This window comes from Quadrisphaera sp. DVD1, from assembly GCF_058932755.1.
The window spans coordinates 1-14,921 of record NZ_JBZYWI010000075.1; the positions used below are offsets into that span (position 1 = coordinate 1).

The following is a 14,921-nucleotide window of genomic DNA, read 5'->3' on the forward strand; positions in this document are numbered from 1 at the left end:
TCCTGCTGCCCGCGGCCTCGGGGGAGGCGACCGTCGTGGAGGTGCGCGCGATGGACCGCCCGGGCCTGCTGCACTCCCTCGGCGCGGAGCTGGCCTCGATCGGCGTGGAGATCCACAGCGCCCACGTCGCCACCTACGGCGGCCAGGCGGTCGACGTCCTGTACCTCGGGGAGCCGGGCGGTGCGCCCCTGGAGCCCTCGCGGGTGGCGGCCGCGGTCTCGGTGCTCGCGGGCGCCGCCGACGTCCCGGGCGCGACCGAGCCGCCCGTCCTGCGGCGGTAGCCTGGGGCCGGACTCCCGGCTGCCGGGAACGAGCGCAGAGATCGAGGTCCCCCTCCCCGTGTTCAACTCCCTCTCCGACCGCCTCACCGCCACCTTCCGCAACCTGCGGGGCAAGGGCCGGCTGAGCGAGGCGGACGTCGACGCCACCGTCCGCGAGATCCGGCGCGCGCTGCTGGACGCCGACGTCGCCCTGCCCGTGGTCCGCGCGTTCACCACCGCGGTGCGCGAGCGGGCGCTGTCGGCGGAGGTCTCGGGTGCGCTGAACCCGGGCCAGCAGGTCGTCAAGGTCGTCAACGAGGAGCTCATCGCCGTCCTCGGGGGCTCCACCCGCCGGCTGCGCTTCGCCAAGACCCCGCCGACGGTGATCATGCTCGCCGGCCTCCAGGGCGCCGGCAAGACCACCCTGGCCGGCAAGCTCGGCCGCTGGCTGCGCGAGCAGGGCCACACCCCGCTGCTCGTCGCCGCCGACCTCCAGCGCCCCAACGCCGTCACCCAGCTGCAGGTGGTCGGCGAGCGCGCGGGCGTGAAGGTCTTCGCCCCCGAGCCGGGCAACGGCGTCGGCGACCCGGTCGACGTGGCCCGCCGCGGCCTGGCCGAGGCCCGCGCCCGCCAGCACGACGTCGTCGTCGTCGACACCGCCGGCCGGCTCGGCGTCGACGCCGAGATGATGCAGCAGGCCGCCGACATCCGGGCCGCGGTCAGCCCCGACGAGGTGCTCTTCGTCGTCGACGCGATGATCGGCCAGGACGCCCTGGCCACCGCGCAGGCCTTCCAGGAGGGCGTCGACCTCACCGGCGTCGTCCTCACCAAGCTCGACGGCGACGCCCGCGGCGGCGCGGCCCTGTCGGTGGCCACCGTCACCGGCCGGCCGGTGCTCTTCGCCTCCACCGGCGAGGGGCTGGCCGACTTCGAGGTCTTCCACCCCGACCGGATGGCCTCGCGCATCCTCGACATGGGTGACGTGCTCAGCCTCATCGAGCAGGCCGAGCGCGCCTTCGACGCCGACCAGGCCGCCGACCTGGCGACCCGCTTCGCCGAGGGCGAGGACTTCACCCTCGAGGACTTCCTCACCCAGATGCAGGCCCTCAAGAACATGGGCTCGCTGAAGAAGGTGCTCGGCATGCTCCCCGGGATGGGGCAGATCCGCGAGCAGCTGGAGAACTTCGACGAGCGGGAGATGGACCGCATCGAGGCGATCGTGCGCTCGATGACCCCGCTGGAGCGGCGCAGCCCGAAGATCCTCAACGGCTCGCGGCGGGCCCGCATCGCCCGCGGCTCGGGCACCACCGTCACCGACGTCAACACGCTCATGGAGCGCTTCGGCCAGGCGCAGCAGATGATGCGCTCGATGCGCGCCGGCGGCGGCCTGCCGGGGATGCCCGGGGCCGGCGGCATGCCCGGCGCGGGCGGCGGCATGGCCGGGGGCAAGAAGTCGCGCGGGCGCACCGCCCCGCCGGTCAAGGGCCGCAAGGCGAAGTCCGGCAACCCGGCCAAGCGCGCCGAGCAGGAGCGGGCGTCGCTGGAGAAGGCCAGCGCCCCGCGCGGCTCGGCGTTCGGGGCGCTCGGTGCCGCCGACCCGGCCCAGGGCCTCGAGGACCTCGAGCTGCCGAAGGGCTTCGAGAAGTTCCTCGGCCGCTGAGCCGCCGGTGACGCAGGTCCTGCACGTCCGGGGGCGCGTGCTCGCGGGGCCGGACGACGTCCGCGACGAGCTGTGGGTGCTCGGCGGGCGCGTCACCTGGACCCGCCCGCGCGGCCCGGGCCTGGACGTCACCACGCTCGAGGGGTGGGCGCTGCCGGGGCTGGTGGACGCCCACTGCCACGTCGGGCTCGGCGCCGACGGCCCGGTCGACCGGGCCACCGCGCGGGCCCAGGCGCAGACCGACCGCGACGCGGGGGCGCTGCTCCTGCGCGACGCCGGCTCCCCGGCCGACACCTCCTGGATGGCGGGGGAGGACGACCTCCCGCGCGTGCTCCGGGCCGGCCGGCACGTGGCGCGCACCCGGCGCTACCTGCGCGGGGTGGCCGACGAGGTCGAGCCCGAGCAGCTGGCCGACGCCGTGCGCGCCCAGGCCCGCGCGGGCGACGGATGGGTCAAGGTCGTGGGGGACTGGATCGACCGCGACCGCGGCGACCTCGCGGCGTGCTGGCCCGAGCAGGCGCTGGCCGCGGCGGTGGCGGCCGCCCACGCGGAGGGCGCACGGGTCGCCGTCCACACCTTCTCCGAGGAGGCGCTGCCCGGCCTGCTCGCCGCGGGCGTGGACTGCCTCGAGCACGCCACGGGCCTGACGCCGGACCTCCTGCCGGCCGTCGTCGCCGCCGGCGTCGCGGTCACCCCGACGCTGGTCAACATCGCCACCTTCCCGGGGATCGCCGCGCGCGGGGAGGCGAAGTTCCCCCGCTACGCCGCGCACATGAGGGCGCTGCACGCCCGGCGCCGGGAGACGGTCGCCGCCGCCGCCGAGGCCGGCGTCCGGCTGCTCGTCGGCACCGACGCCGGCACGGTCCTGCCGCACGGGCTCGTGGCCGCCGAGGTCGCCGAGCTCGTCGCCGCCGGCGTGCCCCCGGTGCAGGCGCTGGACGCCGCGACGTGGGGGGCGCGCGCCTACCTCGGGGCCCGGGCGCTGGAGGAGGGGGCGCCGGCGGACCTCGTGGTGCTCGCGGCCGACCCGCGCGAGGACGTCGGGGCGCTCGCGGGTCCGCGCGCGGTCGTCCTGCGCGGGCGGCGCGTGGCCTGAGCGCCCCGCCCCCGCGCCCCCCTCGCGCCCCCCTCGCGCCCCGCCTCCCCGGCGGCTCGCCGCGCGGTGGGAACGTGCGGCCCCGTCTGGCATGATGAGCGGCTGTACTCAGCGTGCGCGGGCCCTCTTCCCTCGCACCGCTGGACCCCGGGCCGCTCCGGGCGGCGCTCCCCACGCGCCCCCCAGGCCGGCCCACCCCAGACCGAGCAGGAGCTGTACCCCCGTGGCAGTCAAGATCCGTCTCAAGCGCTTCGGCAAGATCCGCGCGCCGTACTACCGCATCGTCGTCGCCGACTCGCGCACCAAGCGCGACGGTCGCGCGATCGAGGAGATCGGCAAGTACCACCCGACCGAGGAGCCCTCGCTCATCCAGGTCGACCGCGAGCGCGTGCAGTACTGGCTCGGCGTCGGCGCTCAGCCGACCGAGCAGGTCATGGCGCTCCTGAAGGTCACCGGCGACTGGCAGACCTACAAGGGCCTGCCCGGCGCCGAGGGCACCCTGAAGGTCAAGGAGCCCAAGACGCCGGTCGTCGCGCCGGCCACCGCCGCCAACGCGGCGTCCTCCGCCGAGCCGTCGAAGACCTCCGCCCCGGTCGTCGAGCCGGCCGAGGTCGCCGACGCCGGCCAGCCCGAGGGCACCGACGAGCCGGCCGAGGCCGGTTCGGTCGGCACCTCCGCCTGATCGCAGGCGCCGTGCTGACCGACGTCCTCGACCACCTGATCCGCGGCATCGTCGACAACCCCGACGACGTCCAGGTCTCCCGCAAGCAGCTGCGCTCCGGCGAGCTGCTCGAGGTGCGCGTGCACCCGGACGACCTGGGCCGCGTGATCGGGCGGGCGGGGCGCACGGCCAAGGCGCTGCGCACGGTGGTGGGCGCGCTGGCGCAGGACGAGGTGCGCGTGGACGTCGTCGACGTCGACCGCCCGCGGCGCCGCACGTCCTGAGCCGCGTGGTGAGCAGCGACCAGCCCGACGCCGTCGAGGTGGTGGTCGCCCGGATCGGGCGGCCCCACGGGGTCCGGGGCGAGGTGAGCATCGAGGTGCGCACCGACGCCCCGGACCGCCGGTTCGTCCCCGGCGCCGTCTTCACCACCGACCCCGCCGGCGCCGGGCCCCTCGAGCTCGAGTCCGTGCGCGACCACAACGGCACCCTCCTGCTCGCCTTCACCGGCGTCGAGGGCCGCGAGGGGGCCGAGGGCCTGCGCGGCGTCCTGCTCCTGGCCACCGCGCCCCTGGCGGGCGACGAGCCCGACGCCTGGCCGGTGGCCGCCCTGGTCGGCCTGCGGGCCGAGCGCACCGACGGCCGCCCCGCCGGCGAGGTCGTCGGGCTCGAGCACGGAGCCGCCCAGGACCTCCTCGTGCTGCGCCAGCCGTCCGGGGCCACCGCGCGGGTCCCCTTCGTCACCGCGCTCGTGCCGGTCGTCGACGTCGAGGGCGGCCGGGTCGTGCTCGACCCGCCCGGCGGGCTCCTCGAGGGCGACGAGGTGGACGAGACGGACAGCACCGAGGCCACCGACGAGGGCGGGGCCTGAGCGGCGTGCGCGTCGACGTCGTCACGATCTTCCCCGAGTACCTCGCCCCGCTGGACCTGTCGCTCATCGGCCGGGCGCGCACCGCGGGCCTGCTCGACCTCGCCGTCCACGACCTGCGCACCTGGACGACAGACCGCCACCACACCGTCGACGACGCCCCGCTGGGCGGCGGCGCCGGCATGGTGATGCGCCCCGAGCCGTGGGCCGCGGCGCTGGACGCCGTGGTGGCCGCCGGTCGCGAGGCGGGCGCTGCGGGCGACGGGGTTCCGCACCTGCTCGTCCCCAGCCCCGCCGGCGTCCGGTTCACGCAGGCGATGGCGGAGGACCTCGCCCGCGAGCCGTGGCTGGCGTTCGCCTGCGGGCGCTACGAGGGCATCGACGAGCGCGTGCTCGACGACGCCGCCGCGCGGATGCCCGTGACGCCGGTGAGCCTGGGCGACTACGTGCTCAACGGCGGCGAGGTCGCCGTGCTCGCGGTGGTCGAGGCCGTCGCGCGGCTGCTGCCCGGGGTGGTCGGCAACCCCGCCAGCCTCGTCGAGGAGTCCCACGCCGCGGCCTCGGGCGGGCTGCTCGAGCACCCCGTCTACACCCGGCCGGCGAGCTGGCGCGGGCGCGAGGCGCCGGAGGTGCTGCTCTCGGGCCACCACGCGCGGATCGCCCGCTGGCGCCGCGACCAGCAGCTGCGCCGCACCGGGGCGCGCCGCCCCGACCTGCTCGCCGCGCTCGACCCCGCCCGGCTGGACCGCGCCGACCTGGCGGTGCTCGCCGAGCTGGGCTGGGAGCCCGCCGACGGGCGGCTGGTGCAGGTCGAGCGCCCCGCTGTGCCACACTGAGGCTCCGCGTCCGGCTCGTGCTGCCCCTGCCACAGGGGGCCCGCAGCGCCCCAGGCCGTCGACGCGGCGGCTCCACCTGACCGACCGACTCCGCGGCAGCAGCGCTGCCGCCCTGTGCACGCGCGTGACCTGTGGCACCGCGGGAACGGACACCACCATGCACACCTTCGACGCCATCGACGCAGCCTCGCTGCGCTCGGACGTCCCGGCCTTCGGCCCGGGCGACACCGTCAAGGTCAACGTCAAGGTCGTGGAGGGCAACCGCTCCCGCGTCCAGGTCTTCCAGGGCGCGGTCATCCGCCGCTCCGGCGGCGGCGTGCGCGAGACCTTCACCGCCCGCAAGGTCAGCTTCGGCGTCGGCGTGGAGCGCACCTTCCCGGTGCACTCCCCGGCGATCGACAGCATCGAGGTCGTCACCCGCGGTGACGTCCGTCGCGCGAAGCTGTACTACCTGCGCAACCTGCGCGGCAAGAAGGCGAAGATCAAGGAGAAGCGGGACGCCCGCTGACCTCCCGTTCCGCGAGCGACGGCCCGCAGGTGCTCCGGCGCCTGCGGGCCGTCGTCGTCCTCGTGCTCCTCGCCCTGGTGGTCACCACCGCGGTGCGCCTGTGGGTGGTCGACGTCGCCGTCGTCCCCAGCGCGTCGATGGAGCCGACCCTGCAACCCGGTGACCGCCTGCTCGTGCGGCAGACCGGCGCGGACGGCGTCCGGCGCGGTGACCTCGTCGTCTTCGACGGCACCGGCAGCTTCGACCCGTGGGTCGACCGCGGGCCCCTGGCCTCCGCCGCCGCCCGCCTCGGCGCGCTGCTCGCCCTGCCCGGCGCGCCCCGCGAGTACGTCAAGCGCGTCGTCGGCCTGCCGGGGGAGCGCGTGGCCTGCTGCGACGCCTCCGGAGCGCTGCTCGTGGACGGCGAGCCGCTCGACGAGCCGTACCTGGCGGCCGGGACCGCGCCCAGCGAGGTGCGCTTCGACGTCCGGCTCGGGGCCGGCCAGCTGTGGGTGCTGGGCGACGCGCGGGACGTCGCCGAGGACTCCCGCGCGCACCTCGGCGACCCCGGCGGCGGTGTCGTGCCCACCGCGCGCGTCCTCGGTCGGGTGGTCGCCGTAGCCTGGCCGCCGGGGCGCACCGCCCTCCTGGACGACCGGCCCGAGGACGGGACCGACGACCAGGGCCACGCCCCGGGAGGACTCGAGTGACGGACCAGGCCGAGCAGTCCCAGCCGCCGCAGCCCGCGCCCGAGCCCGCGCGCCGCGGGGGGCCGCTGGCCGGCGTCCTCGCCGCCGCGCGGGAGGTCGTGCTCGTCGTCGGCGCGGCGCTGGTGCTCTCGCTGCTCGTGAAGACCTTCCTCGTGCAGGCCTTCTACATCCCCTCCGAGTCGATGGAGGAGACGCTGATGATCGGCGACCGGGTGCTCGTCAGCCAGCTCACCCCCGGGCCGTTCGACCTGGCGCGCGGCGACGTCGTCGTCTTCCGCGACCCCGGCGGCTGGCTGGAGCCGGTGCCCGAGCCCGAGCGCGGGCCGGTCGGCTCCGCGGTGGCCTCGGCGCTGACGTTCGTCGGCGTGCTGCCGCAGGACTCCGGCGAGCACCTGGTCAAGCGCGTGATCGGCCTGCCCGGCGACGTCGTGGAGTGCTGCGACGACTCCGGCCGCCTGCTCGTCAACGGCGTCCCGCTCGACGAGCCGTACGTCTACCCCGGTGACGCGCCCAGCGACCTGGAGTTCACCGTGACCGTGCCGGAGGGCCGGCTGTGGGTGCAGGGCGACCACCGCTCGCGCTCGAAGGACTCCCGCTACAACGAGGACTCGCCGGGCGGGAACACCGTCCCCGTGGACTCCGTCGTCGGGCGCGCGGTGCTCGGCGTGTGGCCGCTGTCCCGGCTCGGCTGGATCTCCGACCACGAAGAGGTCTTCGCGGACGTGCCCGACGCCGCACCGGCTCCGGCGGCGCCGTGAGCACCGCGCCCGGGCCCCGTCCCGTGCCCCGGCAGGCGCGCGCCGCCCGCACCTCCCGCTCGGCGGTGCCGACGCTGCGCGAGGAGCGGCTGCTGCTGCGCTCCGGCCACGCGCTGGTCGCCGGCGTCGACGAGGTCGGCCGCGGGGCGCTGGCCGGGCCGGTGAGCGTCGGCGTGGTCGTCGTCGACGCCACCACCCGCAGCGCCCCCACCGGCCTGCGCGACTCCAAGCTGCTGACGCCGGCCGCCCGCGAGGAGCTCGTGCCGAAGCTGCGGCGCTGGGCCCCGGCGCACGCCGTCGGGCACGCGGAGCCGGAGGAGATCGACGCGCTGGGCATCATCGCCGCGCTGCGCCTGGCCGGGCAGCGCGCGCTCGCGGCGCTGGGCTGCGCCCCGAGCGCCGTCCTGCTCGACGGCAGCCACGACTGGCTCACCGAGCGCCGCGCCGCCGCGGCGCCCGACGCCGAGCCGGAGCTCGAGCTGGACCTGGGCTGGGCGGAGGCGCCGGTGCCCGCCGCGGCCTTCCCCGTGGCCCGGCTGCTGCCGCCTCCGGTGGTCACCACGCAGGTCAAGGCCGACCTGCGCTGCGCCGCGGTGGCGGCCGCGAGCGTGCTGGCCAAGGTCGAGCGCGACGCGATGATGGTCGAGCGGTCGGCGGCCCACCCGCACTACGGCTGGGCCGGCAACAAGGGCTACGGCGCCCCGAACCACGTCGAGGCCCTGTCCCGCCTCGGCCCGTGCGCGCAGCACCGGCGCAGCTGGCACCTGCCTGGTGTGGGGCGCGGTGTGGACGCTGCGGGCGGCGCGCAGGTGCAGAATGGGTCCCGATGAGTGCTGAGGACCTCGAGGACTACGAGACCGAGATGGAGCTCGCGCTCTACCGCGAGTACCGCGACGTCGTCGGGCTGTTCTCCTACGTGGTCGAGACCGAGCGGCGGTTCTACCTCGCCAACGGCGTCGACCTGCGACCGCGCACCACCGACGGCGAGGTCTGGTTCGAGCTGGTGCTCACCGACGCGTGGGTGTGGGACGTCTACCGCTCCGCGCGCTTCGTCAAGACCGTGCGCGTGGTGACGTTCAAGGACGTCAACGTCGAGGAGCTGTCGAAGTCCGACCTCGAGGTGCCCAAGCCCGAGGGCTTCCCGGGCTGAGCCGGCTCGTCCCACCCGCCGCCCACAGGCGGCGCTGCCGTCCCGCCGTCCACAGCCCGCCTCCCGCGCGCTGACCCCACCCGCGCCTGCGGCCAGCCTCGGCGCAGGAGGTGGTCGCCGTGGCAGGCGCAGCGAGGCAGGCGGTCGGGCGGTACGGGGAGCAGGTGGCTGCGGCGCACCTGCAGCAGGCGGGGCTGGTGGTGCTCGACCGCAACTGGCGCTGCCGGTGGGGCGAGCTCGACCTCGTGGTGCGCGAGGGCGCCTGCCTCGTGGGCGTGGAGGTCAAGACCCGCCGCTCGCTGGTGTGCGGGTCGCCGCTGGAGGCGATCACCCCGGCCAAGGTGGCGCGGCTGCGCCGCCTGCTGGGCCTCTGGGTCGACGAGCACGGCATCCGCCCGACGGCGCTGCGGCTCGACGCCGTGGCCGTCCTGCGCCCGCCGTCGGGCCCGGCCCTCGTCGAGCACCTGCGGGGGATCGGCTGATGGCCGTCGCCACCTGCCGGGCGATCGCCCTCGTCGGCCTCGAGGGCCACCTCGTGGACGTCGAGGCCGACGTCGCGCCGGGCCTGCCGGCGTTCGTCGTCGTCGGGCTGCCCGACGCCTCGCTCTACGAGGCGCGCGACCGGGTGCGTGCGGCCCTGCGCAACGCCGGGCTCGACGTGCCCGAGCGCCGGATCACGGTGAACCTCTCCCCGGCCTCGCTGCCCAAGCACGGCACGGGCTTCGACCTCGCGGTGGCCGTCGCGCTGCTCGCCGCGGCGGGCCGCCTCGACCCGGCCTCGGCGGCCCGGGCCGTGCACCTCGGCGAGCTGGGCCTCGACGGGCGGCTCAGGGGCGTCCGGGGCGTGCTGCCGGCGGTGCTGGCGGCCGCCCGGGCCGGTGCCGAGCGGGTGGTGGTCCCCGCGGCCAACGCCGCCGAGGCGCGGCTCGTGCCCGGCGTCGAGGTCGTGGCGGTCGCTCGGCTGGCGGAGGCGGTCGCCGCGCACGGCGGCCAGGTCGACCGCAGGGCGGGCGACGGCGCGGACGGCGGCTGGCCCTCGCCCGAGGGCGACGCCCCGCGGGAGCCGGCTCCCGCGGGGGCGCGCCGGCCCGATCCCGACCTCGCCGACGTGGTCGGCCAGCACGGGGCCCGCCGGGCGGTGGAGGTCGCCGCCGCGGGCGGCCACCACCTCCTCCTCATCGGGCCGCCCGGCGCGGGCAAGACGATGCTCGCCGCCCGACTGCCGGGGCTGCTGCCCGACCTGGTGGAGCCGGAGGCCGTCGAGGTGACCGCCGTGCACTCCATCGCCGGCTCCTTCGACGCCTCGGCCGGGCTGGTGCGCCGCCCGCCGTTCGAGGACCCGCACCACACCGCGACGCCGGCGGCCGTGCTGGGCGGCGGCAGCGGCCTGCCGAGCCCGGGAGCCGCCTCCCGCGCGCACCGCGGCGTGCTCTTCCTCGACGAGGCGCCGGAGTTCACCTCCCGGGTGCTCGAGGGGCTGCGCCAGCCGCTGGAGAGCGGCGAGCTCGTCATCGCGCGCGCCAAGGGGCTGGCCCGCTTCCCGGCCCGGTTCCAGCTCGTCCTGGCCGCCAACCCGTGCCCGTGCGGGCGCTCGGCCGGCAAGGGGGTGGAGTGCGACTGCACCCCGATGGCCCGCCGGCGCTACCTGGGGCGGCTCTCCGGGCCGCTGCTCGACCGCGTGGACCTGCAGGTCGTCGTCGACCCCGTCTCGCGGACCGAGGTGGCCGAGGGCGGGGGAGGGGAGCCCTCGGCGGTCGTCGCAGGCCGCGTCGCGCTCGCGCGCGAGGCGCAGCGGGAGCGCCTGCGCGGGACGCCGTGGCGCTGCAACGGCGAGCTGCCCGGCCAGCTGCTGCGCGGCCGCCTGCGCCTGCCGCCGGACCGCACCACGCACCTGGACCGGTCGCTCGACAGCGGCGGCATCACCGTGCGCGGCTACGACCGCGTGCTGCGCAGCGCGTGGACGCTCGCCGACCTGGCCGGCCGCCCCAGCCCCAGCCGCGACGACGTCGGCCAGGCGCTGCTGTGGCGGCTCGGGGACAGGGTGGTGGCGGCGTGAGCGCGCTCAGCAGCACGGCGCCGGCAGCCGGCTGGTGGGCGGACGAGCGGCTGGCCCGGGCGGCCTGGTCGCGCCTCGTCGAGCCGGGCGACCCGCTGGCCGGCTCGGTGCTCGCGTCGCTGGGACCGCTGGAGGCCGTGGCCGTCGTCCGCTCCGGGCAGCGCGCGGGCGCGAGCCCGCTCGTGGAGGCGGGGGCGCTGGCCCACGGTCCGGCCAGCACCCGGGCCCTGGACGCCGCCCTGGAGCGCTGGCGGGTGCGCCTGCCCGCGCTCGACCCCGCGCGGGACGTGGCCTCGCTGGAGCGCCGCGGTGGCCGGCTGGTGGTGCCGGGCGACGCGGAGTGGCCGGACGGGCTCGACGACCTCGGCGAGGGCGCCCCGGCGTGCCTGTGGGTGCACGGCAGCGCCTCGGTGGCGCAGGCCGCGGCGCGCTCGGTGGCGGTCGTGGGGTCGCGGGCGTCCACCGGGTACGGCGAGCGGGTCGCCTGCGACCTGGCCGCAGGCGCCGTCGACCGGGGGGTCGCCGTGGTCTCCGGAGGCGCCTACGGCATCGACGCCGCCGCCCACCGCGGCGCCCTGGCCGCGGGCGGGCCGACGCTGGCGGTGCTGGCCTGCGGGGTGGACCGCGTGTACCCGCGCGGCCACGAGCGGCTCCTCGCCCGGGTGGCCGAGGCGGGCGCGCTGGTCTCGGAGGTGCCGCCGGGCTCGGCGCCCACCCGGTGGCGGTTCCTCGAGCGGAACCGGCTCATCGCGGCCCTGGCCGGCGCGACGGTCGTGGTCGAGGCGGCCTGGCGCTCGGGGGCGCTGAGCACCGCCTCGCGGGCCGCGGGGCTCCTGCGACCGCTGGGCGCGGTGCCCGGCCCCGTCACCTCCGCCGCCTCAGCGGGGTGCCACCGGCTGCTGAGGGAGTCCGCGGCCACCTGCATCACCGACACCGCCGAGCTGCTCGAGCTCGTCGACGCCGTGGGCACCGCCCTGCCCGAGCCCCCGGCCGGGGTGCCGGTGGCCGACCACGACGGCCTGGACCCGCAGGACCTGCGCGTGCTCGACGCCCTGCCGCGCCGCTCGGGGCGTCCGGTGGAGTCCCTGGCGCAGGTCGCCGGGCTGCCCGCCGACGCCGTGGGGGCGAGCCTGGGGCGGCTCGCGCTGGCCGGGCTCGCCGAGCGGCCACCGGGTGGGGGAGGGTGGCGGCGTGCGCCACGCCCGACCCGAGGTCCTTGAGCCGGCGGCCCCGGCGAGCGACGGTGGGGCCGTGGACGAGCCGCGCAGCGCTGACCCGGCGGGCTGGGTCGAGGCCTTCCTGCAGCACCTGTCGCTGGAGCGGGGCCGCTCGGCGGCCACGGCGCGCGCCTACGGCTCCGACCTGGCCTCGCTCACCGACTGGCTGGCCCGGCACGAGCGCACGCTCCCCGACCTCTCGCTGGCCGACCTGCGGTCCTGGCTGGCCGAGCAGGCCGGCGCGGGCGCGGCGCGGGCCAGCCTGGCGCGCCGCACCTCCACGACGCGCAGCTTCACGGCCTGGGCCGTGCGCACCGGCCGCCTGGCGGTGGACCCCGCCCTGCGGCTGAGGTCGCCGGTGCCCGACAAGCACCTGCCCACGGTCCTGCGCGCCGACCAGGCGGCCCGCGTGATGGACCTCGCCGCCGTGCGCGCGGACGACGACGACCCCGCCCACCTGCGCGACCGCGCGGCCGCCGAGCTGCTCTACGCCACCGGCATCCGGGTGGGCGAGCTCGTCGGGCTCGACGTCGACGACGTCGACCTCGACCGGCGCACGCTCAAGGTGCTCGGCAAGGGGAACAAGGAGCGGGTGGTGCCGTTCGGCCTGCCCGCCGCCCGCGCGGTCCAGGAGTGGCTGACCTCGGGGCGCCCGAGGCTGGCCGTGCCGGGCTCGGGGCCGGCGCTGCTGCTCGGCTCGCGAGGCGCCCGCTGGGGCCAGCGGCAGGTCCGCGAGGTGGTGCACCGCCTGGTCACGGCGCTGGAGGAGGGCGTGGACGCCGCCCCGCACGCGCTGCGCCACAGCGCCGCCACGCACCTGCTCGACGGGGGCGCGGACCTCAGGAGCGTCCAGGAGATGCTGGGTCACGCTAGTCTCGCCACCACGCAGGTCTACACGCACGTCTCGGTCGAGCGGCTCCGCCGCAGCTACGAGCAGGCCCATCCGCGGGCCTGAGCTCGTCGCCGAGCAGCCGGGGGAACGAGGAACGACGTTGGCCGACAGCACGGGGGCGGTGGCCGTCGACAGCCACGACGCCGCAGCGGAGAACGAGGCCCTGCTCCGCCGGCTGTGGGAGGACTACAAGTCCACCGGGAACGCCGCGGTGCGCGAGCGGCTGATCCTCCACTACTCGCCGCTCGTGAAGTACGTCGCCGGCCGGGTCGGGGTGGGCCTGCCCTCCAACGTCGAGCAGTCCGACCTGGTCTCCTACGGCGTGTTCGGGCTGATCGACGCGATCGAGAAGTTCGACCTCGAGCGCGCGATCAAGTTCGAGACCTATGCGATCACCCGGATCCGCGGCGCGATCATCGACGAGCTGCGCGCCATGGACTGGATCCCGCGCTCGGTGCGCAGCAAGGCGCGCGAGGTCGAGAAGACCTACGCGGAGCTGGAGTCGGAGCTGCACCGCAGCCCCACCGACCCCGAGGTGGCCCAGCGGATGGGGATCAAGGTCACCGACCTCCACAAGATCTTCAGCCAGGTGTCCTACGTCAACGTCGTCGCCCTCGACGAGCTGCTCTCGGCCGGCGGGGAGAAGGGCGACTCGCTCGCCCTGGGCGACACCCTCAAGGACCCCCGCGCCGAGGACCCGGTGCTCGCCTTCGAGGGCGAGGAGACGAAGTACCTGCTCAGCCGGGCGATCGACCAGCTCCCCGAGCGCGAGAAGATCGTCGTGACGCTCTACTACTTCGAGAACCTCACGCTCGCCGAGATCGGCCGCGTGCTGGGCGTCACGGAGTCGCGGATCTGCCAGATGCACACCAAGGCCGTGGTGGCCATGCGCGCGAAGATGAAGGACGCCAGCTGACCCACCCCGGCGCCGTCCCCGCGCACTGCCCGTGATCTTCCTCGGGATCGACCTGGCGTGGGGCGAGGGGTCGGCCACCCGGCCGGCGAACGAGACCGGGGTGGTGGCGCTCACGGCCTCCGGCGAGGTCGTCGCGCCGGGGCCTGGACGCCGTGGTCGCCTGGACCGCGCAGGTGGCCGCCGACGCGCCGGACGTCCTCGTCGCCGTCGACGCGCCGCTGGTCGTGAGGAACGCGAGCGGGCAGCGGGCGTGCGAGACGCAGGTCGGCCAGCGCTACGGGCGCTGGGGGGTCTCGGCGAACACGACGAACGCCCGGAGCCCCCGCCTGGCGGGGGTGGCCCTGCTCGCCCGGCTCGAGGCCCTGGGGTTCGCGGGCACCGACGGGTGGGACGGGCCGCCCCGCCGGGGCCGGGCGGTCTTCGAGTGCTACCCGTACACGACGCTGGTGGGCGTCGCCGAGCTCGGCTACGACGTCGAGCGCCCCCGGTACAAGCGCAGGCCGCGGGCGCTGCGGGCGGCGGAGTTCCGGCCGGTGCGCGCACAGGCGTGCGCCGAGCTCGTCCGGCGCCTGGCGCGGCTGGAGGCGGTCGACCCGCCGCTGCACCTCGGGTCCCACCCGCAGACGGCCGCGCTGCTCGACCGGCCGGTCCCGCTCGCCGACGCCCCCTACAAGCACCTCGAGGACCTCCTCGACGCGGCCGTCTGCGCCTGGACCGCCTCGCTGTGGCACCGGCACGGCCTCGACCGGTGCCAGGTGCTCGGCGAGCCGGAGGGGCCCGGACGAGCGGCGACGATCATCGCCCCGGCGCGACCCGAGCAGCGGCGGTGACCGCCCGGGTGGTGGCGCTGGAGGGCGCGCCACCGGCCCGGGCCGTCCGCCGGGGGAGCAGCACCGGCGGCTCCGGCGGAGCGAGCAGCGCCAGCGGGTCGCGGTAGGCGTCGGGCCCGGAGCGCACGCCCCAGTGCAGGCACGACGCCGGTGCGCAGTGCAGCGGCCCGGCCGCGACCACCCCGACCTGCTGGCCCCGGCGCACGGCGGTGCCGGCCGCCGCGGTGGCGTCCACCGGCTCCAGCGTCGCCCTCAGGCCCCCGGCGGCCACGACGCTGACCACGCCGCGGTCGACCACCCGTCCGGCGAAGGCCACGACGCCGTCGACCGGCGCGAGCACCGGCGTCCCGGCCGCCGCCGCCAGGTCGACGCCGCGGTGGCCCGGGGACCACCGCTGCGCCGGCGGGTCGAAGGGGCGCAGCACCTCCGGCGTCCCGGTGCCGGCAGGCAGCGGCCAGGCCCAGCCGCCCGCGGGCGCCGCAGAGGGCCCCAGGCGTCCGGGGGCGGCAGCGGCGGGCAGGCCG

At 77.3% G+C, this 14,921-nt stretch carries 18 protein-coding genes and 1 pseudogene; 18 read left to right on the forward strand and 1 reads right to left on the reverse strand.

The window, feature by feature from the left end:
• The 18 genes and pseudogenes from AC5FZL_RS10040 to AC5FZL_RS10125 all read left to right on the forward strand — a co-directional run.
• A pseudogene (locus AC5FZL_RS10040) lies at positions 1-281 on the forward strand ([protein-PII] uridylyltransferase); the annotation flags it as partial.
• Between the two features lie 58 nt (positions 282-339).
• The gene (gene ffh, locus AC5FZL_RS10045) at positions 340-1,920 is read left to right on the forward strand and encodes a signal recognition particle protein (RefSeq protein WP_493618446.1); all 1,581 of its coding nucleotides are present in this window, start codon (positions 340-342) and stop codon (positions 1,918-1,920) included.
• 7 nt (positions 1,921-1,927) lie between these two features.
• A complete protein-coding gene (locus AC5FZL_RS10050) occupies positions 1,928-3,016 on the forward strand; it encodes an amidohydrolase family protein (RefSeq protein WP_493618447.1) in 1,089 nt (362 codons plus the stop codon).
• 223 nt (positions 3,017-3,239) lie between these two features.
• Complete coding sequence (rpsP, locus tag AC5FZL_RS10055; RefSeq protein ID WP_493618448.1) at positions 3,240-3,698, forward strand: 30S ribosomal protein S16; 459 nt, start codon at positions 3,240-3,242, stop codon at positions 3,696-3,698.
• An 11-nt stretch (positions 3,699-3,709) separates the two neighbouring features.
• Positions 3,710-3,961, forward strand: a complete 252-nt coding sequence (locus AC5FZL_RS10060) for an RNA-binding protein (RefSeq protein ID WP_493618449.1) — start codon at positions 3,710-3,712, stop codon at positions 3,959-3,961.
• Between the two features lie 5 nt (positions 3,962-3,966).
• On the forward strand, positions 3,967-4,548 hold the full coding sequence (gene rimM, locus AC5FZL_RS10065) for a ribosome maturation factor RimM (RefSeq protein WP_493618450.1): 582 nt from the start codon (positions 3,967-3,969) through the stop codon (positions 4,546-4,548).
• 5 nt (positions 4,549-4,553) lie between these two features.
• Positions 4,554-5,381 (forward strand): tRNA (guanosine(37)-N1)-methyltransferase TrmD, encoded by an 828-nt coding sequence (gene trmD / locus AC5FZL_RS10070; protein ID WP_493618451.1) that lies wholly within the window; start codon positions 4,554-4,556, stop codon positions 5,379-5,381.
• A gap of 157 nt (positions 5,382-5,538) precedes the next feature.
• The gene (gene rplS, locus AC5FZL_RS10075) at positions 5,539-5,889 is read left to right on the forward strand and encodes a 50S ribosomal protein L19 (RefSeq protein WP_493618452.1); all 351 of its coding nucleotides are present in this window, start codon (positions 5,539-5,541) and stop codon (positions 5,887-5,889) included.
• A 29-nt stretch (positions 5,890-5,918) separates the two neighbouring features.
• Positions 5,919-6,578: a signal peptidase I gene (gene lepB, locus AC5FZL_RS10080; RefSeq protein WP_493618453.1), complete on the forward strand. Its 660-nt coding sequence runs from the start codon at positions 5,919-5,921 to the stop codon at positions 6,576-6,578.
• On the forward strand, positions 6,575-7,336 hold the full coding sequence (lepB, locus tag AC5FZL_RS10085; RefSeq protein ID WP_493618454.1) for a signal peptidase I: 762 nt from the start codon (positions 6,575-6,577) through the stop codon (positions 7,334-7,336). Before lepB (AC5FZL_RS10080) ends, lepB (AC5FZL_RS10085) begins: the two co-directional genes overlap by 4 nt.
• Entirely contained in the window at positions 7,333-8,166 is an 834-nt protein-coding gene (rnhB, locus tag AC5FZL_RS10090) for a ribonuclease HII (protein WP_493618455.1), read from the forward strand. The genes lepB (AC5FZL_RS10085) and rnhB overlap by 4 nt, the downstream gene beginning before the upstream one ends.
• Positions 8,163-8,486 carry a DUF2469 domain-containing protein gene (locus AC5FZL_RS10095; RefSeq protein ID WP_493618456.1) on the forward strand — a complete coding sequence of 108 codons (324 nt, stop codon included), beginning with the start codon at positions 8,163-8,165 and terminating at the stop codon, positions 8,484-8,486. Before rnhB ends, AC5FZL_RS10095 begins: the two co-directional genes overlap by 4 nt.
• 119 nt (positions 8,487-8,605) lie before the next feature.
• A complete protein-coding gene (locus AC5FZL_RS10100; protein WP_493618457.1) occupies positions 8,606-8,968 on the forward strand; it encodes a YraN family protein in 363 nt (120 codons plus the stop codon).
• Entirely contained in the window at positions 8,968-10,542 is a 1,575-nt protein-coding gene (locus AC5FZL_RS10105; RefSeq protein ID WP_493618458.1) for a YifB family Mg chelatase-like AAA ATPase, read from the forward strand. The genes AC5FZL_RS10100 and AC5FZL_RS10105 overlap by 1 nt, the downstream gene beginning before the upstream one ends.
• On the forward strand, positions 10,539-11,762 hold the full coding sequence (dprA, locus tag AC5FZL_RS10110) for a DNA-processing protein DprA (RefSeq protein WP_493618459.1): 1,224 nt from the start codon (positions 10,539-10,541) through the stop codon (positions 11,760-11,762). The genes AC5FZL_RS10105 and dprA overlap by 4 nt, the downstream gene beginning before the upstream one ends.
• Before the next feature lie 31 nt (positions 11,763-11,793).
• On the forward strand, positions 11,794-12,714 hold the full coding sequence (locus tag AC5FZL_RS10115) for a tyrosine recombinase XerC (protein ID WP_493618460.1): 921 nt from the start codon (positions 11,794-11,796) through the stop codon (positions 12,712-12,714).
• Between the two features lie 58 nt (positions 12,715-12,772).
• A complete protein-coding gene (gene whiG, locus AC5FZL_RS10120) occupies positions 12,773-13,567 on the forward strand; it encodes an RNA polymerase sigma factor WhiG (protein ID WP_493618463.1) in 795 nt (264 codons plus the stop codon).
• Positions 13,568-13,719: 152 nt separating this feature from the next.
• Positions 13,720-14,397, forward strand: a complete 678-nt coding sequence (locus AC5FZL_RS10125; RefSeq protein WP_493618461.1) for a DUF429 domain-containing protein — start codon at positions 13,720-13,722, stop codon at positions 14,395-14,397.
• On the opposite strand, the gene AC5FZL_RS10130 is transcribed toward AC5FZL_RS10125, so the two are convergent.
• A partial coding sequence (locus AC5FZL_RS10130) for a peptidoglycan DD-metalloendopeptidase family protein (RefSeq protein ID WP_493618462.1) occupies positions 14,363-14,921 on the reverse strand: 559 nt, incomplete at its 5' end. The two genes, AC5FZL_RS10125 and AC5FZL_RS10130, sit on opposite strands and share 35 nt — an antisense overlap.